This is a genomic window from Mesorhizobium kowhaii, assembly GCF_042431665.1.
Lineage (GTDB): Bacteria > Pseudomonadota > Alphaproteobacteria > Rhizobiales > Rhizobiaceae > Mesorhizobium > Mesorhizobium kowhaii.
Genome location: NZ_JBHLYT010000027.1, coordinates 24332 through 50251, shown reverse-complemented (window position 1 = coordinate 50251; position 25920 = coordinate 24332). Strand labels below are relative to the sequence as shown.

Here is a 25920-nt window from a genome sequence, read left to right as displayed (position 1 = left end):
CGATGGCCAAGCGACCAGTCTGGCAGCAATCAGCTTGCTGGTTTCGGCAGCCCTTGCGGATTGGTCGCCGACTTATCGATACCCTCGGCCGTGAGGCTCCATTTCTTCAGCACCTCGCCATACTTGCCATTGGCGATGAGCTCGTTGACGGCGAGCGTAACCGCCTCGGCCAGCCCGCTGCCCTTGCGCGTCGTAACGGCGATCTCGGCAGTCAGCGGCCAACCGCCGCTGACGATGCCAACCAGTTTGGTCTTGCCGCTCACCGCCGATTTGTAGGCGAGTGTCGCGTTGGGGTTGAACTCGACGTCGGCCCGGCCCGACTGCAACGCCAACTGACTGGCGCCGGAATCGTCATAATACTGAACCACGATCGGCTTAAGCCCGGCAGCGACGTTCTCTTTATCCCACTCCAGAATGATCTTTTCCTGATTGGTGCCCGCACCGGTGATCACCTTGAGCCCGGCGATATCCTTTGGTGCACTGATCGAGGCGATTGGGCTATCCGCCTTGACATAGAAGCCAAGCACATCCTTGCGATAGGTGGAGAAATCGAACTTCTCCTTGCGCTCCTCGGTAACGGTCACGTTGCTTATCACGGCATCATACTTGCCGGATTGCAGACCGAGCGGCCAGTCGGCCCATGCTACTGACACCAGGTCAAGCTTGAGGCCCAACGTCTCCGCGATCAGAACCGCGAAATCAGGATCGGTGCCGACGACCGTCTTGGCATCGCTGGCATAGGTGCCAAGCGGCGGATCCGAGGGATTGGTGGCGATGGTGAGGTAACCAGCCTTGGCAAACTTGAAATCGTGCGAGATCGCCGCAGCCGCCTTTTCGCTTTTCTCTGCGTGGATGCGCCCGGGCTGCTCCGGGCTGAGATCGAATTCGGCGGCCATCGCGGGCAATCCGCCAATGGCCGCCGACACGAGTGCGCCGGCAAGCAGAGATAGATATTTCCTGTGCAATGTCATGGGAGTGTTCCTTGGTTGATGCGTGCTTTCAATATTTCCGGTCAGGAGGTTCCGGAGGGACCGGCGGTCGCACATGCCGCCGGTGCCCGAAGTGGCGGCTAGAGGACTTTGGCCAGGAACGCGGCAGTGCGCGGATGGGCCGGTGCGCCGAACACCCTGTCGGGTGTTCCAACTTCGAGGATCCTTCCGCTCTCCATGAAGACGATCGTGTCGGCGACTTCGCGGGCGAAGCCGACTTCATGGGTCACGATCACCATCGTCGTGCCGGAACTGGCGAGTTCCTTGATGACATCCAGCACTTCCCCGACCAGTTCCGGGTCGAGTGCGGAGGTCGGCTCATCGAACAGCAGGACCTTGGGCTTCAAAGCCAGGGCCCGGGCAATGGCGACGCGCTGCTGCTGACCGCCGGAAAGGTGGCGCGGATAGGCATCGGCCTTCTCGCCGAGCCCAATGCGTGCCAGCAGGTCACTGGCGATTTCGATCGCCCCCGTACGGCTGACATTCTGCACCGAGACAGGCGCTTCGATGATGTTTTCGAGAACGGTCAGATGCGGGAAGAGATTGAAGTTCTGGAAGACCATCCCGACCGACGAACGGCGGCGCCGAATGGCATGCTCCTTGAGCTCATGGAGTATGTGGCCCTTGCGCTCGTAGCCGATCAGTTCGCCGTCCACCGAGACATATCCGGCATCGGCGCGCTCCAGATGGTTGATCGTGCGCAGCAAGGTCGACTTCCCCGCGCCCGACGGGCCAAGGATCGCCGTCACCGTGCCCGGAGCGATGTCGAGATTGACGTCGTCCAGGACGGTCAGCGCCCCGTAGCGCTTGGACACGCTCTGGATATGTACCCGGCCCACATCCTTGCGAGCCAGTCTTTCGCCGGGCGTTACCAACGGCTTCCGGTCGTGTTGTGATCCGGCGGCGATCGGTCTTGGTGTGCGGCTTGCCGCGCCGGCACCGCGGCCGGTGACAAAGGCCAGCGCCGCCAGCCCAAACGATTGCGGCGCGGTGCGAAGGGCTCCCTTGGAGAAGCGCCGCTCGATGCCGATCTGGATGAACGACAGCACGCTCATGATGATGAGATACCAGACGGTCGCCACCATCAGCAGCGGGATCACCTCGAGGTTGCGACGGTAGATGACCTGAACCGTATAGAAGAGTTCAGGCAGCGCCAGCACGTAAACCATCGATGTCGACTTGGCCAAGCCGATGATCTCGTTGAAGCCACTTGGCAAGATCGCACGCATCGCCTGCGGCAGGACGATATTGAGGGCCTGGCGCCACCGCGACAGGCCAAGCGCCGCAGCTGCCTCATGCTGCCCCTGATCCACCGAAAGAATGCCGCCGCGGATGATCTCGGCCGAGAACGCAGCCTGATTAAGGCTGAGGCCAATCAGCCCAACCATGAAGGGGCTGAGGATTTCGACCGTGTTGTATTGTGCAAAAAGAATGCTGGTAAATGGAATGCCTATATCGGCGGTGGGATAGAGGTAGCCCAGGTTGTTGAGAACAAGCAGCAGCACGATCAGCGGAATGGAGCGCAGGAACCAGATATAGGCCCAGGATATGCTCGAGAGCAGCGGCGACTTCGACACGCGGGCGAACGCCAGCAACCCTCCGAGAAGGAAACCCAGGGCCGAGGCGAGGACCGTGAGCAGCAAGGTACGGCCAAGGCCAACTAGCACGGGCTCGGAAAAAAAGAACCGGGCGAAGACATCCCAACCCCACCTCGGATTGGTCAGAATCGAATAGAAGGTGGCAGCGACAATCAAGACAGCCGAAGCAGTGCCGACAACGCGCCAGGGGTGCCTTGCCGGCACCACGCGATACCGCGAATAGTCTTCGGGCGAATTTGCTTTGGAAAAATTTAAAGCATCCAAGGCTTCTTCGGCATACGCCATATGTATATCTCCAGTGACATCAGAGATGTACTTGCGGGGAGAATTTACCTGCCGCCTAATGTCTACATAAATTGTAGACATTAGAGCTTTGCGTCAAAGAAATCGGATTTTGTACATTTTGCCGTATGTAGATATTTCAACCAAACGACTAAACGGGGCAGGTCATTCATGCCTGTCTTGTCAGCTGCAAGTCAGCAGCACGGCCGCTCGTGATCGATCACCCGGCCTTGCGATCGGTGGCGGCGCGTTCCTCAAGCCGAAGGGCCAACGCACTGATGTCCTTCTCGAAGGGCAATGTCTTGTAGACTTCGGGATCAACAGCGGGATCGAAAAGCGCGGTGTAGCCGGTGTTGAGATAAAGGCCGGCGGCCTCGGGCTGGCGAAAACCGGTGGTCAGATAAAGGCGCGTATAGCCTTGCCGCGAGGCTTGCGCCTCAAGTTCACTGAGAACCGTCCGCGCCAGCCCTTGCCTGCGCAGATCGACATGTGTCCACACACGTTTCAGTTCCGCCGTGCGCTCGTCGCAACGCTTGAACGCTCCCCCGGCGATTGCCACACCGTCGCGCAGCAGCAATAAAAAGGCGCCGTTGGGAGGCGCGAAAAGCTCCGCCGGATAGCGGGTCATCTCGGTCGAGGCAGGCTCGCCCCAATAGGTCCCGTAGCGCGTTTCGTATTCATAGGTCAGCGCCTCGACCAAAGGCTGGGAACGAGGATCGAGCGGAGTTGTGTAGAGAAAGACGTCAGTCATCTTGCTTGGCCTCGACCCTTGATGGGATTGTTAGCGTTGTGTCGTTGGCAGAGAGAAAATCCCGCACCAGCGCGACCCAGTAGCGCGCGGCGTCGGGCAGGATGGCATCGTTGAAATCGTAGCGCGGGCTGTGCAGATCGGCGCTGTCGCCATTGCCGACGAAAAGGTAGCTGCCCGGCCTTTCCTGCAGCATGAAGGCGAAGTCCTCACTGGCCGTGATCTGCCGGAAGTCCGCTTCCACGCGGCCCTCGCCGAAGTGCCGCAGGGCCACCTGGCGGGCGAATTCGGTTTCGTCGGCATGATTGACCAGCACGGGATAACCGCGCGGATATCGAACCTGCGCGGTTGCGCCGTAGCTTTGCGCGTGCAGGTCGGCGAGCGCGATGATCCTGCCTTTGATCTGCTCTCGTACTCGCTCGTTGAACGTGCGCACGGTAATCTTCAGCTCGACGCTCTCAGGAATGACGTTTGCCGCGACGCCTCCGTTGATCGTGCCGACTGTTATGACGGCCGTTTCCAGCGGATCGAGGTTGCGCGACACGATGGTCTGCAGCGCCAAAACCAGCGAAGCGCTGGCAATGACGGGATCGACCGTCTGGTGCGGCTTGGCACCATGCCCGCCCTTGCCGACGATCCTGATGATGGCAAGGTCGACCGAAGCCATGGCCGGACCGGTCAGAAAGCCGAACTGGCCGGCAGGCACGCCTGGCCAGTTGTGAAGTCCAAAGACAGCGTCGACGGGAAACCGCTCGAACAGACCGTCCCTGATCATACTGCGAGCACCGCCGCCCCCTTCTTCGGCGGGCTGGAAGATGGCGTGAAAGGTGCCGGAGAAATCCCGCGTCTCGGAAAGATGGCGCGCGGCCGCAAGCAGGATCGCGGTATGCCCGTCATGGCCGCAGGCATGCATGACGCCGGCTGTCGTGCTGGCATAGTCGAGGCCGGTGGCCTCGATGATCGGCAGTGCGTCCATGTCGGCACGGATGCCAACGCTCCTGCCGCCAATGCCGTTATGAAGCGTTCCGACGACACCGGTGCCACCGATGTTGCGGGTTACCTCGTACCCCCAGGACTGGAGATATGTGGCGACCAGCGCGCTGGTCTTCTCCTCCTTGTAGGCGAGTTCGGGCTGGCTATGCAGCTTGCGGCGCAGCGCCACGAATTCATTGGCGAAATCAGCTATGTCCGCCGCTGTGTCGGCCGGGTGCCCGGGGTGAAGGGTCATCAGGCCGCCTTGCCTTTGCCTTCAGACTCCGCCCGGTCCTGTTTTGCCGTTTTTGCATAGCGGCTTTCCCGGAACGGCAGTTCGAGATGGTCGCGCAGCGTCGTGCCAAGCTGGGTGCGATCGTGGTAGCCGCGCTTCTCGAGGATCGGCAGAACATGCGCCTCGAAATCATCAAGGCCGGCGGTAATCACCTGGAATCCCAGAACGAAACCGTCGGCTGCGCCCGTCTCGACCCAATGGATGAGTTCATCGGCGATCTTTTCCGGTGTGCCGATGAAGCCCTTGCGCGGAGTCGCCGTCTCCAGCGCGACCTCGCGCAAAGTGAGGTTGTTCTCCCTGGCTCTGCGCTTGATGTTATCGGTCGTCGAACGGAAGTTGTTCTTGCCGATGTCGCCCAGCTCTGGAAACGGTCCGTCGAGCGGATAGGCGGTGAAGTCATGATGGTCGAAGAAACGGCCGAGATAGAGCAAGGCCTCGTGATCGGTGATAAGATCGCGGATCTCCCGATACTTGCGATCCGCCTCCTCTTCGGTCGATCCGACAATGGGAGCGATGCCCGGGAAAATCTTGATCTCGTCGGCGCTGCGGCCATGGGCCACGGCGCTGTTCTTGAGGTTGCGGGAAAGCTCACGGTTCTCCTCGAGCGAGGAGGAATTTGCAAATACCGCGTCCGCATGCCGGCCCGCCAGATCGATGCCGTCGTCGGAGGCACCGGCCTGGAACAGGACGGGCTGACCCTGGACGGAGCGGCCCAGGTTGAGAGGGCCTTCGGTGGAATGGAACTGACCCTTGTAGTCGAGCCGATGCATCTTGTTGAAATCGGCGAACTGGCCGGTCTTGCGATTGCGAACAAAGGCGTCATCATCCCAGGAGTCCCAAAGGCCCTTGACGATGTCGATATGCTCGCCTGCGATCCTGTAGCGAAGCGCGTGATCGGGATGCTTGTCGCGACCGTAATTCCTGGCCGATCCTTCAAGCGGCGATGTCACCGCGTTCCAGCCGGCGCGACCCTTGCTGATAGCGTCAATCGAGCCAAATTGCCGCGCGACCGTGAAAGGGTCGCTGTAGGAGGTCGAAAGCGTGCCGACCAGGCCGATGCTGGATGTCGCGGCAGCCAACGCGGAGAGGATGGCGATCGGCTCGAACCGGTTGAGGAAATGCGGTATCGAGATTTCGTTGATGTAGAGCCCGTCGGCGACGAAGGCGAAGGCGATCCCCGCTGCTTCCGCCTGGCGGGCCGTGCGGACGTAATAGTCGAAGTTGACGCTGGCATCAGCGGGGACGCTCGGATGCTTCCAGGAATTCATATGCCCGCCTGGGCCCTGCAGCATCAAGCCGAACGGAATGCGTCGCTTGCTCATTGGATCGCTCCTTAAAACTGTTCAGGCAGGAACGGCCAGGCGCGCCTCGGCCAAACGCTCGACGACGTCGAGCCGTTGTGCGCCGCTGGCGGCCGGTTCGACGATGAACTCCTCGATGCCGTATAGTTTGTGAAGACGGTCAAGCTCAGCCACGACCTGTCGCGCGGTGCCGGCGATGACGCTCGGCGCCTTCGGCTCGATCCGATAGTCCCTGGCGCCTGCCTGAAGCGCGTATTCTTCGGCCTGCTCTTCGCTGCCTACCGTCACGCTCTGCGCGCCCGCGACATGTACCTTGAACAGCCGGATCTTGTCTGCGCGCGACCGCGCCTCCTCGGCACTGTCGGCGACGATCACCGCGACCGCCACAAGCGGATGGAGCCCGCTGCCGGTCCGATAGGCGGCGATTGCCTGGTCAAGCAGCGCATCGTCACCGTTGAGATGCCGTGCGAAAACGAATTTCCAACCGTGATCGGCGGCCAGCCTCGCGCTTTCGACACTTGCGCCCAACAGGAAGCGTTCAGGGGCCACAGCCGGCCGGGGCGTCGCAACCAATCCCGGGTCAGCACGAGCGACGGGCCCATCGAGATAGACATTGAGCTCGGTCAATTGCGCGGAAAAGCTCGGCTTGCGGGACAAATCGTAAGCCTTCTGGAGCGCCCGCGTCGAAAGCGGCAATCCGCCCGGCGCCTTGCCGATACCGAGGTCAACGCGCCCGGGCGCCAGCGAAGCCAATAGATTGAAATTCTCAGCTACCTTGTAGGCACTGTAGTGTTGCAGCATCACGCCGCCCGAACCGATGTGAATGCGAGCCGTATTGGCAAGCAGGAAAGCGATGAGCACTTCCGGCGAGGAACTGGCGAGCTCGGGGGCGTTGTGATGTTCGGCTACCCAGAAGCGACGATAGCCGAGGCGCTCGGCAAGCTTTGCCAACGCCACTGTGCGCTTGAGCGCTTCGCCAGCGCTTTCATTGTTGGAGAGAGGGCTCTTGTCGAGAAGACTGATTGCGTAGCTCACGTGACCTCACCGCGAATGATCGGTTCAAACAAACCGCCTGTCCTCCGATGATAGTCTATTAAAACGATAGAGTTTATAGATTCCTTGGCGAATATTCTCCTGAAAAGGGAATTCATTCTCAAAGCGGAGGCGGATTGTGGAATGACCGCGTTGCTGGCTACTCGTGCCTTGCGAAAAGCTCGGCCAGAATTACCCCGGGCCTACGGATGCGGGACGGCGATGTCGAAAAGCTCTGCGAAAACGGCAATGATGTTGTCTGAGCCCGAAACAAACTTCCGGCCCCCTTCTTCCCCCGAGACCGTTGCGGGATTTTGAACCTCGGCAAGAACAAGCACCGGCAATCCCTGGTTTGCGGCACCGATAAGGTCGATGACGGCTTGGCGTGGGCGAGGAAAATAAAGGCGGAAAACGTCTATCTTGTCAGTCAGTTGCGGGAATGATGCCAGCACACCTTCGACCAACGCACAGTGCCGGCAGAAGAAGCTGTGGCCGGGATAGGCCGAGTCCTGAAAATCCGGCTTCAGGAGAAACAGCTTGGCTTTTTCGGAAACAGGCGAGGTCAAAAGGATCATCCTTCAGCTGAAGACGCAGGCTAAACAGAACGGGATTCTATCGACTGCAATGAGGTTGGCCCAAGGCAAAAAATCCTCCATTTTTAAAGACATCTGAAAAGCGTCTTCCATTTCCACGGATTACAATTCGCGTTTCATTCCTGCGCACGGCCTGCGCGTCAGCCGTTGTGCCGTTCATTATCTGTCGCTGTCCGGAATTAAGCTGGGCTTCGGAGGTCGTCTCGGCGCTCATGCAGAAGCTTGAGCGCGTCGCTGCCGCATGACATGCCGCGAAGCGTGGTCTCGATCCGGGGTAGACGAATGCCGCCAACGCCGCTGGTAGCGGCAGCGCCGTTCTGGAGAAGGTGGCAAAGCGCGCGAAGGGAGGTGTCCGCTTCCTCACGCTTTGGAGATCGCTGCCGTCAGCCTTGCCCTGACAAGCTCAGGCACAGCGCGTTCTTGATGAACGCACCTTCTGGACAGTTCGATCTGTTCGACCTTGACCCCGGTTACAGGGAAACACCGCGACGCGTTGCTCCGACTCGGCCCGCGCGGAAACAGCCTAACGTTGCAGCGTGTCGGTGTCGTTAGGCGCCGATCAGTTCGCCCCGAGCGTCGCGCTGCGAGACGGGATGATGTGCTCCTTTCCTAGGCTCCAGTCTGCTACCTATCTGACCCGCGCCCATCGCGGCAGGGCTGGCCTCTCCGACCCCCCCCACAATGTTTCGCCGACGCCTGCGAACTTGGGCCCCTGCAGAAAATTCCTGTCAGTTGCGATGGCCCATCCGCGCGAGGCTTATCTTGCGCTCATTGATCCTCCGGATCGCATCCATCACTGTTAGCGAAGTGGATGACGAGACGTATGCTTGCCCCTTCAGGACGCGGTGCACCGTGGCGACGCCGACGCCGGCCGCCTCGGCAATTTCCTTGATGGTTCCCAGCCGTTCGATGCCGATCACCCGTTCGTATGCCATGTCCCAATTCTCCTTGCCGCAATGGGAAACGGATGGGGGCTGCGCAGCCGCGGCGGAGCAGCCCCCGCTGCATCAGGTCTTGCGGCTCTTCTGGCGATAGACGTCGGCAATGACCGCGGCAATGATGATCAGCCCCTTGATGATTTCCTGATAGAAAGCATCGACGCGCAGGAAGGTGAACCCCGACATCATCGTGCCGAGGATGATCGTGCCGATTACCGTGCCCGTAATGCGGCCGACGCCGCCGGTCAGCGAGGTGCCACCGATCACCGCCGCGGCAATTGCGTCAAGTTCGTACATCACGCCCATTCCGGCCTGTGCAGTTTGCGCGCGCGAGGCCGTGACGATGCCAGCGACACCCGCGAGCAGACCTGCCACGGCATAGACCTTGATTAGGTGGCGCTCAACGTCGATGCCGGAGACACGCGCGGCCTGCACATTGGCGCCTATGGCGTAGGTGAACTTCCCGTAGCGCGTATAGCGCAGCGCCACGTGGAAGATCGCCGCGACCACCAGGAAAACCACGACCGGCCAGATGCCCGAGCCGATGAAATTGAACTGGTCGGTCAGCCCCGACACCGGTTGGCCCTTGGTATACCATTTGCACAGGCCGCGGGCGGACACCATCGTGCCCAGCGTCGCGATGAAGGGCGGGATCTTCGTATAGGCGATCAGTGCCCCGTTGAACACGCCAGCGAGCAGCCCGACTGCCAGTCCGACCAGGATCGGGATGAAGAACGGCAAGTCGGTGAGCGAGGGATAGAGCGCTTTTGTCCAGGTCGACGATTGCGCCACACTGGCCGCAATCATTGCAGTCAGGCCAACCATGGAACCCGACGACAGGTCGATGCCGCCGGTGATGATGACCTGGGTGACGCCCACCGCGATGATGCCAATTACCGAGACCTGCAGGATCATGATCTTCAGGCGTTGCGCGTTCAGCAGGAAGCTCTGGCCGATGAAGACCCAGCCGAGCAGTTCGAACATCAGCGCAATTCCCAGCAGGATGAGCAGGATGTTCGCTTCGACCGGCAGGCGGCGCCTGTTGGCCCCGGTCCCGGCGATAGCGGCGAGCCCCGGCGATGCGTTGTTCGTTGACATGTTGTATCCTCCCTGGTGTTGTTTCGGTCCTATTTCGCAGCTAGTTCCATGATCTTGACCTGGGTCGCCTCCGCCCGATCGAGAATTCCCGTGACGTGTCCTTCGTGCATGACCATGATGCGGTCGCTCATGCCGAGCACCTCGGGCATCTCCGACGAGATCATCATCACCGCCACGCCATCGCGCGCGAGTTCCGTGACCAGGCGATGAATCTCGGCCTTGGCGCCGACGTCGATGCCGCGTGTCGGCTCGTCGAGGATGAGGATCCTCGGCTTGGTCAGGAGCCAGCGCCCAATCAGCACCTTCTGCTGGTTGCCGCCGGACAGGTTTTCAATGCGTTCCGCCAGATTGGGCGTCTTGACGCGTAGCGTGTCGCTCATCAGCTTGCAGGCGCTGGTGACGCCCTTTTCTGCTACGAAGCCGCGCGACACGTAGTCCTGCTGCAGCACGGCGATCTGCATGTTCTCGAGGATGTCGAGGATGAGCAGACAGCCGGTTTCCTTGCGGTCCTCGGTCAGCAGCGCCATGCGGTGCCGAATGGCAATGTTCGGCGACGAGATGGTCACCGGCTTGCCGTGGATCTCGATGGACCCCGAACTCGCCGGCGTCACCCCGAAGATCGCTTCGGCGACGTTGGAGCGACCCGAACCCACCAGCCCGGCGACGCCCAGGATTTCGCCGGCGCGGATGTCGAACGAGACGTTGTGGAAGACCCCGTTGAGCGTCAGGTCCTTCACCGACAGCACGACGTCGCCGATCGGCACTTCCTCCTTGGGAAACATCTGTGTGATCTCGCGCCCGACCATCATGCGGATGATGTCGTCACGGGTTACATCACTCGAAAGGTGGGTGCCGATGTAGCGGCCGTCGCGAAACACCGAGAATTCGTCGGCGATCTCGAACAGCTCGTTCATCTTGTGGGTGATGTAGATAATGCCTTTGCCCTGGGCCCTCAGGTCCCGGATGATCGTGAACAGGTGGGAGACCTCGCGTTCGGTCAGCGCCGATGTCGGTTCGTCCATGATCAGCACGTCGGACTCATACGAGACGGCCTTGGCGATCTCGACCATCTGCCGGTTTGCGACGGTGAGATCACGCACCTGCACCTGCGGATGGATGTTGATGTTGAGCCGCCCAAACAGATCCGCCGTCATCCTGTTCATTTTGGCATGGTCCACGAGGCCGAAGCGGTTCAGCGGCTCGCGCCTGATCCAGATGTTTTCCGCCACCGTCATGTAGGGCATCAGGTTCAGTTCCTGATGGATCATGGCGATGCCGTTCTCGAGTGCGTCCAGCGGCGACTTCAGCTGGATAGGCTTGCCGCGCAGATGCACCTCGCCGCGGTCGGGCTTGTAGATGCCGGCGATGATCTTCATCAGCGTCGACTTGCCCGCACCGTTCTCGCCCATCAGCGCATGAACCGTTCCAGGCCGCAGCCTGAACGAAACGTCGTCGAGTGCGACGACGCCGGGAAATTCCTTGCGGGCGTTCTCGATGGTCAACAGATATTCGGAACCTGCGGCCGGGGCCCTGTCACGGGCGGCGGCCGGTATCGATGCACTGCTCATGGCGTGCTCCTCCTCCGGGTGATTTTCGGCTGGGCGCGCGGATGCGCGCCCAGCTTGTGCCAAGCAGGTCAGTTCTTGCTCTGGTAAGTCGCCAGATTGGACGGCGTCACCAGTTCGAACGGAACGAAGACCTTCTGGTCGACCTTCTCGCCCTTGGCGAGCTTCAGCGCCGCGTCGACCGAACCACTGCCCTGGCCGACTGCGTTCTGGAACACGGTGACGTCAAGGTCGCCCGCGGCCATCACGGCGAGCGCGTCGCGGGTGGCGTCGACACCGCCCACCAGCATCGTCTTCATGTCGATGCCGGCCGCCTTCATCGCCTGGATGGCGCCGATCGCCATCTCGTCATTGTTGGCGACGACGGCATCGAACTGGATGCCGGCCGACAGCCAGTTGCTGACAAGGTCGGTGCCCTGGGTACGCGACCAGTTGGCGGTCTGCTCCTCGACGATCTTAATGAAAGAGCATTCGGGCGTCGCGATCACGTCGTGGATGTCCTGCGTGCGCTGGCGGGCCGCCTGGTTGGATAGCTCGCCCATCATCACCACGATCTTGGCTTCGGTCTTGCCGGCTTCCTTGAGCAGCCGGCAGATTTCTTTGGTTTCCAGCGTCCCCGACTCGACTTCGTTCGACGCGACGAACGCCTGCTTCTCCGGCAGTTCGTTGACGTTGACCGGTTGGCGGTTGACATAGACGAGAGGAATGCCGGCCTCTGCCGCGATCTTCGACATTGCGGCTGTCGCGTCCGTGTCCACCGGGTTGACGATGATCGCGCTCACGCCCGAAGCGATAAAGTTCTGGATCTGGCTCTGCTGCTTGGCGACGTCGTTCTGTGCGTCCTCCACCTGCAGCGTCACGCCCTCCAGCGTCTTGGCGTGATCGATCATGCCGTTGCGCAGAACGGTCAAAAAGTTGTCGTCGAACTGCGCCATCGACACGCCGATGTTCTCGGCCAGCGCCGAGGTCGCCATCAGCGCCGAGAATGCGGCGCTCAGAATCAGTTTCTTCATGTCAGCTCCTCCATTTAAAGGCGTCCGGTGCGCCCGGTCCTCCCGGAACTCCCCCGGTTCGGGGGCCGTATCGAAACGGCAAGCGCCTCGGTGGCAGTCTTGCCATGACGAATTCCATGTTCACCCGCGTGCGCGCCTCCGAGGCTAGAAGACGATCGTCTTGTGGCCGTTGAGCATGACGCGGGTCTCCAGGTGCAGCTTGACCGCGCGCGCCAGCACCCTGCTTTCGATGTCGCGGCCGACCGCGACGAAATCTTCCGCGCTCATCGAATGCGTCACGCGCTCGGTCTCCTGGTCGATGATCGGCCCCTCGTCGAGGTCGGGCGTGACGTAATGGGCGGTCGCGCCGATCAACTTGACGCCGCGCTCGAATGCCTGGTGGTAAGGCTTGGCGCCCTTGAAGCTCGGCAAGAACGAGTGGTGGATGTTGATCGCCCGTCCGTAGAGGCGTTTGGAGAGCGCGTCCGAAAAGACCTGCATGTAGCGGGCCAGGACAACCAGTTCGGTGTCCGTTTCGCGAACCAGCGCAAGCAGCTCTTCCTCCTGCTTGGCCTTGTTGTTGTGCGAAACCGGCCAGCAATGATAGGGGATGCCGGCCATCTCGGCGGTGCGACGGCTGTCTTCATGATTGGACACGATCGCCGCAACCTCGGCATTCAGCCATCCGACCCTGATCTGATAGAGAATGTGCAGCAGCGCGTGGTCGAACTTCGAGACCATGACGATGAGCTTCAACCGACGGCCCGGGTCGACCAGCGTGGCCTTCATGCCGAAGCGCTCGATAGGCGACTTCAGTGCCCGTTCGATGCCGTCCTTGACCGCGCCCGCCGGCGCCGCGAAGGCGATCCGCATGAAGAAGCGGTTCGTCTGGCGATCCCAGAACTGGTTGCTCTCGGCGATGTTGGCCCCCATCGCCGCAAGTTCGGTGGTGACGCTGGCCACGATGCCGGGCTGATCGTCGCAGGAAAGGCTGAGTACGTGGATCTGTTCCGCCACGGCGTGGTTCTTGTGGTGGGGTTTTTCGGAGTGAGCGTTCATAAGACAGGCAGGACTTCGAGGAAGCGGCGCAGTTCGTCGGCTTCGATGCCAACGACGTGGCGCTGCTCGGGATAGACGCCGCCGCGCACGTCGGCGGCGAACTCGGAGAACGCCGCGATGCGCTCGAGCTGCAGGCGATCGAACTCGGCAGCGAAGTTGCGATAGGCCTTGGCGTGCCGCGGCACACGCCCGCGATTCTGGCCCAGTATGTCGTCGCCGAACAGATACTGGCAGTCGCAGCCGCTCCCCGCGCCCATCGATACCATGAACAGCGACGTGCGTTCGTTGATCGCGGTCGCGACCTCCGTCGGCACGACCTCGATTTCCGCGCCGAAGGCGCCGGCCGCTTCGTAGGCCTTGACTGCTTCGAAGATTGCAAGGGCGCTTTGGGCCGACTTGCCGACCGCCTTGAAGCCGCCGGTCCAGGTAGCGCGCGACGGGATCAGCCCGACATGGCCGATCACCGGAATGGCCTCGTCGGCGAGCCGCTTCACGGTCGCCAGGCTGGCGCTGCAATAGACGGCGTCGGCACTCGCCTTGTAGAGCGAGAAAGCCCAGCGCACAAAATCGTCCGCCGTGCCGATCTCGAAGAAATTGACGCCCGGCACCGCAAACAGGCTTGGCGCAACCTCACGGAAATGCGGAAGAACCATCATCTCCGGCGGCACCGAGACCATATCGACGCCAGCCTTCTCGGCAGCCTCCAACTCGTCCAGCGTTTCCACGCGGATCATCGTGAACTGGTACTTGCCTTTCATGGCGCGGATATCCGCGACTGTCGGTCTCTTCCTGCTCACCGGCTGCACCTCCCATTTTGCGCGGTCATGCCGCCAGCAACGTCTTGAGTTTCACGTTGGGCCGACGTCAGTTGCGAAGGGTCGCCGCGGGCCTCAATCCAATCCGTCACATTCATCTCCGTGAATCTCGTCTGGTCGAAGTCGGAGGCGGCGCCGGGGTGCCGCCTCCGTAGCCTTGGGAGGCTGTTATTCCGCGGCAATCCTGATTTCGGCGTGGAGCTCTTCGCGTCTGGCTTCGGCGTGGAACTCTTCGCGATACGGCCGCGCCGTTGGCGGCAGCTCGCGCTTGACGAAGTAGTCCTCGTTGCGCAACTGGCGCAGGAAGGCCGGGATCATTTCGCGGTAACCGGCGAGGATGGACGGTGACGGCAACGGCAAATCGTGCTTGATCAGGTCGTGCAGCTTCGGCAGCGCGTGGTACGGCACCATCGGGAACATGTGATGTTCGACATGATAGTTCATGTTCCAGTAGATGAAGCGGCTGACCGGGTTCAACAGCACTGATCGGCTGTTCAGCCGATGGTCCGTGACATTGTCGGCGAGCCCGCCATGCTGCAGCAGCCCGGTCATCACATGGTGCCAAGCACCGTAGAGCCGGGGCAAACCGACGAGCATCAGCGGCAGCAACGAGCCCAGATAGAGCGCCAGCGCGATCGTCGCGACATAGATGGCCGTCCAAATGCGGGCGACCCGGATCGCCTTCGGCTGCTCCATCTCGGGGATAAAGGTCCGCTCTGCAGCGCTAAGCCGTCCGGACACGTTGCGCAGCATGTCGACCATGGCGTGCCAGGCGTCCAGCATGCCGAAGAAATTCAGCATCAGCCGCAATAAATCCGGCGGCCGCATCACCGCGATTTCGGGATCGAGACCGACTATGACCGTATTGGTATGGTGACGCGTATGGCTCCAGCGCCAGGTCACTGGGTTGCGCATGATCATGAAGCAGGCGATCTGGTAGACCGCGTCGTTCATCCACTGCGTCTTGAACGCCGTGCCGTGGCCGCACTCGTGCCAGCGCGAATCGGTCGCCGAACCGTAGAGAACGCCGTAGACGAAGAGGAAAGGAACGCACAACCACCCTCCCCAGAAATAGGCTCCGCCGGCGCCACTCGCGACTAGGGTCCCCAGCCAGATGATTGTATCGCGGATGGCGGGACCGTCTTCCCGCTTCATCAGTTCTTTCATCTGCTTGCGTGGGATCTCGGTATGATACCACTCCGCTGCCGTGAGGCCCGTCTCGATGGCGCGCTGCGCGCCGCGACCGACCAAGCTATAATCGCGTTTCGTCGGCCGATAGACGCTGGCCGCGGCGGTTGCGCTCATCATGATCTCCTTTGAAGCTGGGACAAAGGGCAGATAACCTGTCATGCAAGAGAACTAGCAAATCAATTCATTTCCATCAACGGAGCTTGCAATTTTTCTATCATCTACTATCATTGCTTCGAAACCCCGAAAGGAGACTAACCTTGGCCAAGCGACCAACGGTTTCGGATTTGGCCCGGGCATCCGGGGTAAGCGTGGCGACGGTCGACAGGGTTTTGAACGGCCGCCTTCCGGTGCGCGAGGAGACGGCGCAGCGGGTCTACGAGGCGGCGACCGTCATCGGCTATTACGCCGCGCCCCTGATCAAGCAGCGGATCCGCCAAGATCTCCCGGAACACCGGCTGGGCTTTCTTCTGCAAAAGCCTGAGCAGCATTTCTATCAGGAGTTCGCCCGTGAGTTGGAGGCAGCGACGATCCATGCGCCGCGGTTCCGCGGAGTTCCGGTCACTGAATTCTGGTCGAGCCAGGCTCCCGAGGACATCGTCGCCCACCTGGAGAAACTGGCTGCGAAAACGAACGCCGTCGCCTTGGTCAGCCCCGATCATCCGACAGTCACGCTCGCCGTGGAGAGCCTGAAGGCCCGCGGTATTCCGGTGTTTTCGCTCCTGTCTGATTTCGCTCCCGGCGTACGGGAGGGCTATGTGGGTCTCAACAACCGCAAGGTAGGACGCACAGCCGCCTGGATGATCGCAAAATGCGCCAAGCGGCCCGGCAAGGTCGCGGTGTTTGTCGGCAGCCACCGCTTTCACGGCCACGAGCTACGCGAGATCGGCGTGCGCGCCTACTTCCGGGAGCACGCGCCGGATTTCATGGTGCTTGAGACGATGGTCAATCTCGAAACGGCCGATTTGACCCACCAGGCCATGCTTGACCTGCTCGAGAAGCATCCCGATCTCGTCGGATGCTACATAGCCGGCGGTGGCATGGAGGGAGCAATCACGGCGATGAGAATGGCCATGCCTGCCCAACCTCCGGTCATTATCTGCAACGAAATAACGCCGGAATCGCGCGCCGCACTCGCCAACAACATCGTCACCATGGTGCTCGCAACGCCGCTGGCGCGGCTGTGCGGCGATCTGGTTGATCTCATGGTGCATGCCGTCAAGGACGGCGCCGCCAACGCGCCGGGGCAAACATTCCTGCCCTTCGATATCTACGTGCCGGAGAATATCTAGGCATCCCTGCGATAGAATCTATCATCGGTGATTGAAACTTATCACGATGGGTTGACTGTTTCCATGCGCCGGATGATGGGATCGGCAGCCGCGCTGGGGGCAGTGACCGGCACCAGAAACAGGAGGGAAATCATGCCAGCCGTTCAATCGCCGTCGTTCGCACTCAACCATATGGTGGCGCCCTCGCTGCGCGCGGAGGCGTTCTTCGCGCTCTGCCGCAAGGTGGGCGCGGCGCAGGCGGAAATCCGCAACGATCTTGCCGGCAACGCCATCATGGACGGCACGCCCGCAGCCGAAATCGGCAGCCAGGCCCGCGATGCGGGAGTGTCGCTGATCAGCATCAACGCGCTGCAGCGCTTCAATGAATGGACGCCGGCCCGCGAGGCCGAGGCGATCGAGCTCGCCGACTATGCCCAGGCAGCCGGCGCGGCGGCGCTGGTCCTGGTTCCTGTCAATGACGGCTCGGGACAGGCGGACGGTGAACGCCAGAAGAACGTAAGGGCCGCACTTCTAGCCCTGAGGCCGATCCTGAGCGACCGCGGCGTGCTCGGCCTGGTCGAGCCGCTGGGCTTCACCATCTGCTCCTTGCGCTCCAAACGGGAGGCAGCGGAGGCGATCGCGGAGATCGATGGCGTGAGCGCCTTCGGGCTGGTGCATGACACGTTTCATCATCGCCTCGCCGGCGAACCCGCGCTGTTTGCGGAGATGACCGGCCTCGTCCATATTTCGGGCGTCACTGACGAGGAGGTGGCGGTCGACGACATGCGCGACCCGCACCGGGTTCTCGTGGATGACAAAGACCGCCTCGACAATGTCGGCCAGATCCGCGCATTGCGGAGCGCGAGCTATGCCGGCCCGTTCTCTTTCGAGCCATTCTCGCCGGCCGTTCATGAACTCGACGACCCCGCACGGGCGCTTGCCAACAGCATCGCTTTCATTCGAGCTCGGCTGTAAAGGCGCGGGCGACGCAGGGCGGACCAGCGCCTGCGTCGTCGGCGCTCTCATGCGACGATCATCTGGCCAACGAGCCGCCCTCAACCTCTGACCAGGGAACGGTTCGTAACGCCAGGAAGTCGACGAAGTGCGAACCTTTGCTTTGCGGCTGAACGCTGCTCCATTGCAAAAAAGCATAACCAGGACTGGAGGAGGAAGCGACCGCCAGTCGGGGTCGGAACAAGAGCAGTTCGAAATCGTACGCTAAGGTCGAACGGAGCAGGAACGTTATGCGGCACGTCGTAGCCCTGCCGGGAGGCGGAGCGACCTGAATCCTTCCGGCAGATGCTGCTCACTGTCCCAAGTGTAGATGCCCGTCAGGTTGATATGCTCCCAACTTAGCGGCGAGATGTGTTTCAACAGCGGTTCTGGAATGTTCCGTCCCGCTCGTTTGAGCTGCGTGACCGCGCGGTCGAGATAGACTGTGTTCCAATCGACGATCGCGCTGACTACAAGATTGAGGCCCGATGCGGAATGCTTGACTTTCGAACGACCGGTCGCGGATTTCGCCACGGCCAAAGGAAGGTTCAAACCTTCACAGCAACACCGTTTAGTGGCTTGGGAGGACAACGCCGAACGATTTTACCTTTGTGAGCTTATTTTACAGTCTCGGCGACGAATTGCGTTCCAAAGAATGGCCGATGCGATAGAAATTCGTACTCTACATGGCTGCAAACTTCAGGGACGTGCTGCTTCCGGTTCGGGCAGGTCGGCATAGTGGCGGCGCGCCACGTCGGGATGCGAGCGCAACCGGCCTTTCAGGACATTGGCCCCGACATCGCGAAACAACGGATTGTCGGGATCGCTGGCGGGCCCCGCGCCTGCTACGCCAATTCCTCGGAGAGGCCAAGCAGCGGTATTGTCGCATCAAGCCTGGCGCCGAAGAAGAACGGCACCGAGATGCGCTCTACGCCGGCAGGCGGCGTCACGACACCGTCATGTCTAAGATCTTCTGGCCGAGCGCGGCATCGAAGTCTCGCTCCAGACTGTCGCGGAATGGGCTGCCAAGTTCGGCCGCGGATATCCCGGCTCCATCTGGCGGCGGTCCAGGGGTAGTTTTGCCGACAAGTGGCATCTCGACGAAATGGTCGTTGTTATCAAGGGCAAGAAACTGTGGCTATGGCGGACCGTCGATGCCGATGGCTATGTTCTCGATGCCTTGATCCAGAGCCGCCGGAACAAGAAAGCGGCCTTGAAGCTGATGCGAAAGCTGCTGAAAGCGCAAGGCATCACGCCGCGCGTCATGATCACCCACAAAGCGCAGATGCCGTACGGCGACTATTTGCATCTCGAGAAAATTCTATGCAAAGACACCGCTCTCCGACGCACATGACGAGTTGCTTTTCATCATCCAGCACCAAACGTCGGAATTGTGGATGAAGCTAGCTATTCGTGAGCTGCGCTCAGTCATCATTGCAATCAGGTTGGATCGTGTGGCACCAGCTTTCAAGATGCTTACCCGAGTGGCCCGGATTCTCGAGCAACTCAACAGCGCCTGGGATGTCCTGCGAACGATGACCCCCAGCGAGTATACGGAGTTTCGAGGTGCCCTTGGCCACTCGTTCGGGATTTCAGTCTTATCAGCCGTGCATCTTCATGTCGGCTCCGGACGATTTGTACAACTGACGATCAGGTGGCCCGACGCCTCGCGATCGCCACTCCCGACCGCGGCGGGTCAGCGCGTTCTGGACGTCATATTCTCGATCGTCTCCAGACAACGGCAAATCGGACACTGCCGGAGCTTGGCCCAGCACCTCAAACCATGCTGGAAAAACCCAACTTGAAATGGAGTTGATTTTTATATAGAGGTAACTCCATTGAACTTGCGGTCAAGTCGTCAATGATAGCCGGGGAACTGAAAATGAGCTTCAGCCCCCTGAATGCCCACAAGCAGGACATCTTGGAAATGCGCCGCCGTGACATTCTGAAATTGGAAGCGGGAGCTGGGGGCGGCTTCCATGGGATCGATCGCGAGAGCCGAAACGAAGGAATTGACCATCGCCAATTTTGGCGGCGATGCCGTGAAGGCCGTTCAGACCGCTTACGGCGAGCCTCTCGCCAAGGACACCGGGATCGCGGTCCGCGTCGACGGTGCATCGCCCTTGCCGGGAAAGATAAGGCAATGGTGGAATCCGGCAAAGTCGTGTCGGATGTCTGCGACGCCGACGGCTTCACCAGCGTCCAGATGGGAAATGCCGGTCTGCTGGAGCCGATCGAATATTCCGTGGTCGACAGTCGTGACGCGACGTCCGCAGTCGCCTAATTGCCTTTTGAAGTGGGCGGTCTCTGATGTTTTAGTCTGGTTGTCGCTGCCAGACAACTAGGTTAGAGACGGTTCGATTTTGGAGAAATACTTTATGGCTAAGCTGCGGGAGAAGCAGAAAGAGCGCCGGATACAGGCCATCATCGCGGCCGCGGGTGAGGAATTTCGCGCAGCTGGATACAACGAAGCCAAGATCGAGACCATTGCCTCCACAGCCGAGGTCGCGCCAGCGACTATCTACAACTATTTCGGCGACAAAGCCGGGTTGTTGTTGGCTCTCTTCCGAGAGCATAGCAAGCAGACACGCGCCCTGATGATGCAGGCGGCCATGACGCCGCCTGACGACGCCCTGCTTGCCATCGACCGATATTTCGTCATGGTCTTCGACAACTCCATGTCCGACCTGACGCGCGAGCTTTGGTGCGAGGCCTACGCCGCCAGCTACAAGTCTCCGTCGCTGAACCTCGGGGGCATTGTCTCCGAGACGGACGCCCGGCTCTATGCGGACATGAAGGCGCTTTTCGAAATCCTTCAGTCACGAGGCGTTCTCGGGAGCGCCATCAGCGCCCATGACCTCGCGGAGGTCGCTTTGGCGGTGGGCAATCTGCAATGGACTCGCTTTCTGACGGGTCAGATAGAGATCGAGGCCGCTCGCACCGAGGCGATCCGCCAAATCCGAATCCTTCTCGATGCCGCCGGCCGAAGCGGCAACTGAGCTCTATTCCTTTTGATAATTGAGACGAGGCCTCGCGCTGGCGATGGCCTTGGCGTGCAACTCCCCATTCCAAAAAAAGTCGTCACCCATATTGAAATAGAGTCAGTTTTTTTATAGAGTCAACTCTATTAAAGATGACGCTCCGCGCGAGGCCGGCATTGAGTGCCCGCCATCTGCGTTTGCGTCAAACGAGGGAAGCTTCCTCAGACTGGTCATGTCTTTCGTGACTCGGTCAAACCCCAGTCACGTGCGAAGCCTCGACAATCTCGCCGCACGTGGCAACCAAGGAGTTGGACATGGATGAACTTCGTCGCCTGAAGTACTTCGTGGCCTGCGGTGAGGAGTTGCATTTCACTCGCGCGGCAGCACGTCTAGGGATTGCCCAGCCGCCGTTGAGCCAGCAGATCAAGCTGCTTGAGTCCGAAATCGGAGCGAGGCTCTTCGATCGAACGACGCGGGGCGTCGAACTCACTTCGGCGGGAGCAAGTCTACTTCAAGAGGCCCGTGCTGTCATAGCCTCCGCCGAGCGCGCCGTCATCAACGCGCAAAGGATCGGTCGGGGTGAAGCGGGGGAGATTAGGGTCGGCTTCACCGGGTCCATCGCGCTAAACCCGATTGTGCCCGCGGTGATCGCAAGTTTTCGCGCTGCCTATCCATTAGTCGGCGTAAAGCTTCAGGAGGATACCACGACGTCGTCGCTCCGGTCCCTTCGTGACGGTCGATTGGACATCGCTCTTATTCGTCCTTCACAAGTCGAGACCGAAGCGCTGTTTTCACAAAAGCTTCTTGACGAACAGATGCTTGTCGCAGTTCCTGCTTCGCACGATCTCGCGCAAAGAACGTCGGTTAAGATCAGCGAATTGTCTCTAGAGCCTTTCGTCCTCTACCCGAGAACCAATGGGCAGGCCTTGTACGATCTGGTCGTCGCCACCTGCCAGGCAAACGGATTCAGCCCCAACATCGTTCAGGAAGCGCCCCAGATGGTGTCCACCGTCTCGCTTGTCGCCGCGGGTATCGGTGTGGCCATGGTCACGGAAACGATGCGGCAACTCCACAACAAGGGCGTCGTCTACCTGCCGATAGAAGGCACCGAAGCCCCGGTGGCGTCTATCAACATGGTGCGAAGAGAGCGACCAGTATCGACCACGATTCTGAACTTTCAGAAGGTCGTCCGGGAGATTCTCAAGAAGGGGCCGGACGGCAAGAATACCTCTTCTGCAGACAGCGTACCCTTCATCTACTCGGCCAGCGTGATCTCATGAACGCACGTCTCCATACGGACCTGCCGGGTTCTCCAGGAGACACAGGAACGCTGAAAGACCGACTCCAATACTCAACCTTTTGCCTCCAGGCGATGTCCCGATGACTTCCATTCAATTCCACTCGCCTGACGGCGCGATCAGGATCGTCGACGGCCCCGAAGGGCAAACGATCATGGAGCTGGCGCAGTCCAATGGGATCGAGGAGATCGAAGCCGACTGCGGCGGTGCATGCGCTTGCGCCACGTGCCAAGTCGTCGAAAATTGGTCGGATCGCCTGCCCAAGCCCTCGGTCCTTGAATTGGACATGCTGGACTTCGTGGCCGAGCCCGCACCGACCAGTCGGCTGTCCTGCCAGATAAAGATCGATCCTGCTCTCCACGGCATGGTGCTTCGCCTCCCGGACCGCCAGTCGTGAGAGCTGCCTACCCGACACCTCGAATCGAAGGCAAAGGCGGACAAGGTGTATCCGCTCCGCGCCTTGAGTTGACGCGAGCGACAATGGAGTTCGGAACCACCGAACCATCTGTCCGTTGCGGCAACCTGTCGATGTGTCCGGTGTGGGGCAGGCCGAAATCGACGGCCAAAACCATCGTCGACGGACATCGCATCCGCAGCCTTATACGATCTTCATATCAAAATTCAGGGCGAGATATATTGGATGTTTCACGTGGTTTGCTCCACCTTTCGAATGTAGATTTCGGAGGTAGTGCGAGATGACTATGCATCAGATTCCAAGTGAACTTGAGTCCACTTTCAAAGTCGCGATGAGGCGTCTCACGGCGGCCGTCAACATCATCACGACCAGCGAAGGCGATGTTCGACATGGCATTACCGCGACCGCCGTCACGTCTGTTTCCACGTCGCCGCCGTCCGCCCTCGTTTGCATCAACAAGTCAACAAGTATCCATGACCCGATCGTCCGTCAGGGCCGCTTTTGCGTGAACGTGCTTGCTTGCGAGCATCTCGAGATCGTCGGCTTGTTTAGCGGCAAGGCGAAAGGCGAGGATCGGTTTCACTTAGGACATTGGTCGGCGGACGGGGACGGCACGCCTTACTTGGCGGACGCGCAGGCAAATCTATTCGCTGTGGTCGAACAAACCATCGCTTACGGCACGCACACCATCTTCATCGGCAAGATCGAAGGCATCCGCACAACGGGCGACGTCGAGCCGCTGCTCTATCAAGACGGAGGTCTGTGTCGGGCCGCCTCGATCCAAGGTCTCTGAAGACCCCGATTAACGCCGCACCGGGCGTCGATACGGCTATTTCCAAGCGGTGCCACGAATGGAGGAAGAGGTCTCATGGACCTGGCTGACATCAATCTAACCGATCCGGTGTTCTGGCGATCAGCCAACCGGGTGGAAGCATTCCGGGTGCTGCGTGACGAGAGCCCTGTCCACTGGCAGGAATTCGCGAAGAACTCAGGTGTCGATGCGAAGGGGTTTTGGGCGGTGACGCGCTACGACGACATCGTTACGGTCAGCACCGATGCCAAAACCTACGTTAACGGTCTGGGAGTAGGACTGCGGGACTCGACACGGGAACGTGCGCGTGTCGAAGGCTGGTTCCTCAACATGGACGCTCCGGAGCACTTCAGGCTTCGGCAGGTCGTGTCGAAAGCCTTCTCGCCAGCGGGCGTCCAGAAGATGCGAGCGCTCGCGGAGTCCTATGCGAAAGAGCTCGTGGCGAAGGCCAAAGCAGATGGCGGTTGTGACTACGCCGAGGACATCGCCCATCCCTTTCCCGTTGCGATCGTGACCGAATACCTCGGTGCGCCGAAAGATTATCGTGCTCGGCTCCAGGAGCTGACCGTGACCGCGCTGAGCGGCGACGTGAGCGGGGCGGAAAGCGCCGCGTCGGCATTCGACGAACTGAACAACATCGGTGCCGAGCTCGCCGCCGAACGCCGCAAGAAAGCCCAAGACGACGTGATCTCCATCATCGTGGCCGCCGAGGTCGACGGGCATCGTTTCACCGATTTGGAAGTCGGCTATTTCTTCCAGCTCCTGGTAACGGCAGGCATCGAGACGACCGGAACGGTCGGAGCGCAGCTGTTGCGCCTGTTCCTTGACAACCCCGAGCAGATGGCCATTTGGGCCGCCGATCCAGATGGGACCGCGCCGACTGGAATCGAGGAAGCCGTCCGTGTCATCACGCCGATCATCCATTTCCGGCGCACCGCCGCAGTGGACACCGTCCTCAACGGTCAGCCCATAGCAGCGGGCGACAAGGTGGTGATGTGGTACCCGTCGGGCAACCAGGATGAGCGCAAGTTCGCCGACCCGCTCAAGTTTGACGTCACCCGCAATCCGAACCCTCACCTCGGCTTCGGAGGCGGCGGCCGCCACACGTGCCTCGGCTCGCACTTCGCCAGAATGGAACTGCCGTTTCTGGTCAAGGAAACCCTCCAACAGCTCGGGAAGATAGAGCTCAGCGGAGAACCCATTTTCGTCCCTTCCAGAGCCGTCAACGGCCTCAAATCGCTGCCCATAACATTCAAGCCGAACTGATCGACGGGAACACCCAGTTGAAAGGATCGGTAGCACTCTATGACCCCGGAGAACTCATGTCCGCAAAGCGACAAATCAATCTAGGCGTCTTCGTCTATCCCTATGGGCATAGCCGCGGCGGGTGGCTTCTTCCCACCGTGCCAAAAAACGCAGCGACCGACGTCGAGTATCACAGGGAACTGGCACGGACTGCGGAGCGCGGAACCCTGGATTTCATGTTCTACGCCGATGGACCTGTGTTCCAGGACATCGGCGGGAATGGCCGTGCGCCACATGGGGTGAACAAACTCGAGCCAGTCACTCTGATCACCGCTCTGTCATGCGCGACGTCAAAGCTAGGCTTCATCGCCACCGTCTCGACGTCCTATTCCGAGCCGTTCAATGTCGCGCGCCAATTCGCCGCCGCCGACCACATCAGCAAGGGGCGCATCGGATGGAACGTGGTCACGACGGACTCGCAGCATGCTGCCGCGAACTTCGGCGGTGAGACCATCGCTCCCGAGGACCGATATGCTCGGGCCCGTGAGTTCGTCGATGTCGCCTTTGGCCTCTGGGACAGCTTCGAGCCAGGGGCAGTGACCGCCGATCGAGAGAGCGCCGTCTATCTCGATGTCTCGAAGGTTCACCCGCTCAACTTCCAGGGCAAGCACCTCAGCGTCCGCGGGCCATTGGACGTCGAACGAAGCCCTCAGGGCCGCCCCGTGATCGCCCAGGCGGGTGGTTCCGAGGACGGCCTCGAGCTCGCGGCAATGTCGGCCGATGTCGTCTTCTCTGTGGCGAACAATCCGGAGAAAGCTCGGGAGACGCGCTTGTCGATCCGCGAGCGAGCGGCGAAATACAATAGGTCGCCGGACGAGATCAAATTCCTGCCTGGCCTCAGCATCATCGCCGGAGCGACCGACGCGGAAGCGCAGGCCAAGCTGGATTTGCTCGTCAATACCATGCCGCCGGCCATGGGAATGGCGTCGCTCAGCATGTTCCTCGGTGTCGATCTGTCCTCTGTTGCTCTGGACGAGCCGTTTCCTGTCGAGATTCTGCCCGAGAAGCCGAAGGCCAGCAGCGCGCTGTTCGAGGCTTATGTGGCCTTTGTGAAACAAGGCAAGACCCTTCGGCAGCTCATCCGGCTCTTCGCGGAGAAGCAACTCGGAAATGGCGTCACGGGCTCCGCTCAGCGCGTCGCCGACACCCTCGAAGAGTGGCTCGCGGCCGAGGCCGCCGACGGCTTCATCCTCATGTTCCCGATGCTTCCGACAGGTCTTGAAGACTTCGTGACCTTTGTGGTGCCGGAACTCCGCAGACGAGGAATTTTCAGGGAAGACTACGAGAGCGACCATCTCAGAGGAAACCTTGGGCTTCGATACCCAGAGAACAGACATATGAGAAGGTGAAACCTCGCGGCCTCGGGAAGACAATGATCAAA

At 60.5% G+C, this 25920-nt stretch carries 23 protein-coding genes and 4 pseudogenes; 11 read left to right on the top strand and 16 right to left on the bottom strand.

The genetic code is table 11. The features are described from left to right. Window positions 1-29 precede the first annotated feature (29 nt). From ACFFNA_RS16970 to ACFFNA_RS16905, 14 genes are all read right to left on the bottom strand, one after another. Window positions 30-971, bottom strand: a complete 942-nt coding sequence (locus ACFFNA_RS16970; protein ID WP_378920035.1) for an ABC transporter substrate-binding protein — start codon at window positions 969-971, stop codon at window positions 30-32. 98 nt (window positions 972-1069) lie between these two features. Further along, window positions 1070-2872 (bottom strand): amino acid ABC transporter permease/ATP-binding protein, encoded by a 1803-nt coding sequence (locus ACFFNA_RS16965; RefSeq protein ID WP_378920033.1) that lies wholly within the window; start codon window positions 2870-2872, stop codon window positions 1070-1072. A gap of 217 nt (window positions 2873-3089) precedes the next feature. Further along, window positions 3090-3620, bottom strand: coding sequence for a GNAT family N-acetyltransferase (locus tag ACFFNA_RS16960; RefSeq protein ID WP_378920031.1), 531 nt, complete (start codon window positions 3618-3620; stop codon window positions 3090-3092). Further along, a complete protein-coding gene (locus ACFFNA_RS16955; RefSeq protein ID WP_378920029.1) occupies window positions 3613-4845 on the bottom strand; it encodes a M20 aminoacylase family protein in 1233 nt (410 codons plus the stop codon). The genes ACFFNA_RS16960 and ACFFNA_RS16955 overlap by 8 nt, the downstream gene beginning before the upstream one ends. After that, complete coding sequence (locus ACFFNA_RS16950) at window positions 4845-6206, bottom strand: LLM class flavin-dependent oxidoreductase (protein WP_378920027.1); 1362 nt, start codon at window positions 6204-6206, stop codon at window positions 4845-4847. Before ACFFNA_RS16950 ends, ACFFNA_RS16955 begins: the two co-directional genes overlap by 1 nt. Window positions 6207-6227: 21 nt before the next feature. Beyond that, complete coding sequence (locus ACFFNA_RS16945) at window positions 6228-7220, bottom strand: MsnO8 family LLM class oxidoreductase (RefSeq protein WP_378920025.1); 993 nt, start codon at window positions 7218-7220, stop codon at window positions 6228-6230. A gap of 200 nt (window positions 7221-7420) precedes the next feature. Then, window positions 7421-7783, bottom strand: a complete 363-nt coding sequence (locus ACFFNA_RS16940; protein WP_378920023.1) for a DUF3088 domain-containing protein — start codon at window positions 7781-7783, stop codon at window positions 7421-7423. A 755-nt stretch (window positions 7784-8538) separates the two neighbouring features. Further along, complete coding sequence (locus tag ACFFNA_RS16935) at window positions 8539-8745, bottom strand: LacI family DNA-binding transcriptional regulator (RefSeq protein WP_378920021.1); 207 nt, start codon at window positions 8743-8745, stop codon at window positions 8539-8541. A gap of 72 nt (window positions 8746-8817) precedes the next feature. Continuing rightward, a complete protein-coding gene (locus ACFFNA_RS16930; protein ID WP_378920019.1) occupies window positions 8818-9846 on the bottom strand; it encodes an ABC transporter permease in 1029 nt (342 codons plus the stop codon). A 29-nt stretch (window positions 9847-9875) separates the two neighbouring features. Continuing rightward, the gene (locus tag ACFFNA_RS16925) at window positions 9876-11414 is read right to left on the bottom strand and encodes a sugar ABC transporter ATP-binding protein (protein ID WP_378920017.1); all 1539 of its coding nucleotides are present in this window, start codon (window positions 11412-11414) and stop codon (window positions 9876-9878) included. 68 nt (window positions 11415-11482) lie between these two features. Then, window positions 11483-12424 carry a sugar ABC transporter substrate-binding protein gene (locus ACFFNA_RS16920; RefSeq protein WP_378920015.1) on the bottom strand — a complete coding sequence of 314 codons (942 nt, stop codon included), beginning with the start codon at window positions 12422-12424 and terminating at the stop codon, window positions 11483-11485. Between the two features lie 144 nt (window positions 12425-12568). After that, window positions 12569-13462: a formyltetrahydrofolate deformylase gene (purU, locus tag ACFFNA_RS16915; RefSeq protein ID WP_378920013.1), complete on the bottom strand. Its 894-nt coding sequence runs from the start codon at window positions 13460-13462 to the stop codon at window positions 12569-12571. Beyond that, window positions 13459-14259, bottom strand: coding sequence for a 3-methyl-2-oxobutanoate hydroxymethyltransferase (locus ACFFNA_RS16910; RefSeq protein WP_378920011.1), 801 nt, complete (start codon window positions 14257-14259; stop codon window positions 13459-13461). Before ACFFNA_RS16910 ends, purU begins: the two co-directional genes overlap by 4 nt. Window positions 14260-14445: 186 nt before the next feature. After that, the gene (locus tag ACFFNA_RS16905; protein ID WP_378920009.1) at window positions 14446-15582 is read right to left on the bottom strand and encodes a fatty acid desaturase family protein; all 1137 of its coding nucleotides are present in this window, start codon (window positions 15580-15582) and stop codon (window positions 14446-14448) included. Between the two features lie 143 nt (window positions 15583-15725). Between ACFFNA_RS16905 and ACFFNA_RS16900 the strand changes: the two genes are divergently transcribed. Further along, window positions 15726-16757 (top strand): LacI family DNA-binding transcriptional regulator, encoded by a 1032-nt coding sequence (locus ACFFNA_RS16900; RefSeq protein WP_378920007.1) that lies wholly within the window; start codon window positions 15726-15728, stop codon window positions 16755-16757. Window positions 16758-16889: 132 nt separating this feature from the next. Next, window positions 16890-17711 carry a TIM barrel protein gene (locus ACFFNA_RS16895; RefSeq protein ID WP_378920005.1) on the top strand — a complete coding sequence of 274 codons (822 nt, stop codon included), beginning with the start codon at window positions 16890-16892 and terminating at the stop codon, window positions 17709-17711. Between the two features lie 267 nt (window positions 17712-17978). Here the strand turns inward: ACFFNA_RS16895 and ACFFNA_RS16890 are convergent. Further along, a pseudogene (locus ACFFNA_RS16890) lies at window positions 17979-18261 on the bottom strand (Tn3 family transposase); the annotation flags it as partial. A 167-nt stretch (window positions 18262-18428) separates the two neighbouring features. Beyond that, window positions 18429-18682, bottom strand: a pseudogene (locus ACFFNA_RS16885) (isopenicillin N synthase family oxygenase); the annotation flags it as partial. Window positions 18683-18696: 14 nt separating this feature from the next. Between ACFFNA_RS16885 and ACFFNA_RS16880 the strand changes: the two are divergent. The 9 genes and pseudogenes from ACFFNA_RS16880 to ACFFNA_RS16840 all read left to right on the top strand — a co-directional run. Further along, window positions 18697-19008: pseudogene (locus tag ACFFNA_RS16880) on the top strand (DDE-type integrase/transposase/recombinase); the annotation flags it as partial. After that, window positions 18994-19334: pseudogene (locus ACFFNA_RS16875) on the top strand (tryptophan 2,3-dioxygenase family protein); the annotation flags it as partial. The pseudogenes ACFFNA_RS16880 and ACFFNA_RS16875, both read left to right, overlap by 15 nt. Before the next feature lie 277 nt (window positions 19335-19611). Then, window positions 19612-20013 (top strand): hypothetical protein, encoded by a 402-nt coding sequence (locus tag ACFFNA_RS16870; protein ID WP_378920003.1) that lies wholly within the window; start codon window positions 19612-19614, stop codon window positions 20011-20013. Between the two features lie 94 nt (window positions 20014-20107). Continuing rightward, the gene (locus tag ACFFNA_RS16865; protein ID WP_378920001.1) at window positions 20108-20728 is read left to right on the top strand and encodes a TetR/AcrR family transcriptional regulator; all 621 of its coding nucleotides are present in this window, start codon (window positions 20108-20110) and stop codon (window positions 20726-20728) included. Window positions 20729-21024: 296 nt separating this feature from the next. Then, complete coding sequence (locus ACFFNA_RS16860) at window positions 21025-21990, top strand: LysR family transcriptional regulator (protein ID WP_378919999.1); 966 nt, start codon at window positions 21025-21027, stop codon at window positions 21988-21990. A 100-nt stretch (window positions 21991-22090) separates the two neighbouring features. Then, window positions 22091-22405: a 2Fe-2S iron-sulfur cluster-binding protein gene (locus ACFFNA_RS16855; protein ID WP_378919997.1), complete on the top strand. Its 315-nt coding sequence runs from the start codon at window positions 22091-22093 to the stop codon at window positions 22403-22405. Window positions 22406-22703: 298 nt separating this feature from the next. Then, the gene (locus ACFFNA_RS16850; protein ID WP_378919995.1) at window positions 22704-23216 is read left to right on the top strand and encodes a flavin reductase family protein; all 513 of its coding nucleotides are present in this window, start codon (window positions 22704-22706) and stop codon (window positions 23214-23216) included. A gap of 75 nt (window positions 23217-23291) precedes the next feature. Continuing rightward, entirely contained in the window at window positions 23292-24500 is a 1209-nt protein-coding gene (locus ACFFNA_RS16845) for a cytochrome P450 (protein WP_378919993.1), read from the top strand. A 56-nt stretch (window positions 24501-24556) separates the two neighbouring features. Next, window positions 24557-25888 (top strand): LLM class flavin-dependent oxidoreductase, encoded by a 1332-nt coding sequence (locus ACFFNA_RS16840; RefSeq protein WP_378919991.1) that lies wholly within the window; start codon window positions 24557-24559, stop codon window positions 25886-25888. The last annotated feature ends 32 nt before the right edge of the window (window positions 25889-25920 follow it).

Bases quoted from the DNA above. Each gene is read 5' to 3' on its own strand.
- ACFFNA_RS16970 (WP_378920035.1), bottom strand. From the start codon at position 971: ATGACATTGCACAGGAAATATCTATCTCTGCTTGCCGGCGCACTCGTG.
- ACFFNA_RS16965 (WP_378920033.1), bottom strand. From the start codon at position 2,872: ATGGCGTATGCCGAAGAAGCCTTGGATGCTTTAAATTTTTCCAAAGCA.
- ACFFNA_RS16960 (WP_378920031.1), bottom strand. From the start codon at position 3,620: ATGACTGACGTCTTTCTCTACACAACTCCGCTCGATCCTCGTTCCCAG.
- ACFFNA_RS16955 (WP_378920029.1), bottom strand. From the start codon at position 4,845: ATGACCCTTCACCCCGGGCACCCGGCCGACACAGCGGCGGACATAGCT.
- ACFFNA_RS16950 (WP_378920027.1), bottom strand. From the start codon at position 6,206: ATGAGCAAGCGACGCATTCCGTTCGGCTTGATGCTGCAGGGCCCAGGC.
- ACFFNA_RS16935 (WP_378920021.1), bottom strand. From the start codon at position 8,745: ATGGCATACGAACGGGTGATCGGCATCGAACGGCTGGGAACCATCAAG.
- ACFFNA_RS16930 (WP_378920019.1), bottom strand. From the start codon at position 9,846: ATGTCAACGAACAACGCATCGCCGGGGCTCGCCGCTATCGCCGGGACC.
- ACFFNA_RS16925 (WP_378920017.1), bottom strand. From the start codon at position 11,414: ATGAGCAGTGCATCGATACCGGCCGCCGCCCGTGACAGGGCCCCGGCC.
- ACFFNA_RS16920 (WP_378920015.1), bottom strand. From the start codon at position 12,424: ATGAAGAAACTGATTCTGAGCGCCGCATTCTCGGCGCTGATGGCGACC.
- purU (WP_378920013.1), bottom strand. From the start codon at position 13,462: ATGAACGCTCACTCCGAAAAACCCCACCACAAGAACCACGCCGTGGCG.
- ACFFNA_RS16905 (WP_378920009.1), bottom strand. From the start codon at position 15,582: ATGAGCGCAACCGCCGCGGCCAGCGTCTATCGGCCGACGAAACGCGAT.
- ACFFNA_RS16895 (WP_378920005.1), top strand. From the start codon at position 16,890: ATGCCAGCCGTTCAATCGCCGTCGTTCGCACTCAACCATATGGTGGCG.
- ACFFNA_RS16870 (WP_378920003.1), top strand. From the start codon at position 19,612: ATGAGCTTCAGCCCCCTGAATGCCCACAAGCAGGACATCTTGGAAATG.
- ACFFNA_RS16865 (WP_378920001.1), top strand. From the start codon at position 20,108: ATGGCTAAGCTGCGGGAGAAGCAGAAAGAGCGCCGGATACAGGCCATC.
- ACFFNA_RS16860 (WP_378919999.1), top strand. From the start codon at position 21,025: ATGGATGAACTTCGTCGCCTGAAGTACTTCGTGGCCTGCGGTGAGGAG.
- ACFFNA_RS16855 (WP_378919997.1), top strand. From the start codon at position 22,091: ATGACTTCCATTCAATTCCACTCGCCTGACGGCGCGATCAGGATCGTC.
- ACFFNA_RS16850 (WP_378919995.1), top strand. From the start codon at position 22,704: ATGACTATGCATCAGATTCCAAGTGAACTTGAGTCCACTTTCAAAGTC.
- ACFFNA_RS16845 (WP_378919993.1), top strand. From the start codon at position 23,292: ATGGACCTGGCTGACATCAATCTAACCGATCCGGTGTTCTGGCGATCA.
- ACFFNA_RS16840 (WP_378919991.1), top strand. From the start codon at position 24,557: ATGTCCGCAAAGCGACAAATCAATCTAGGCGTCTTCGTCTATCCCTAT.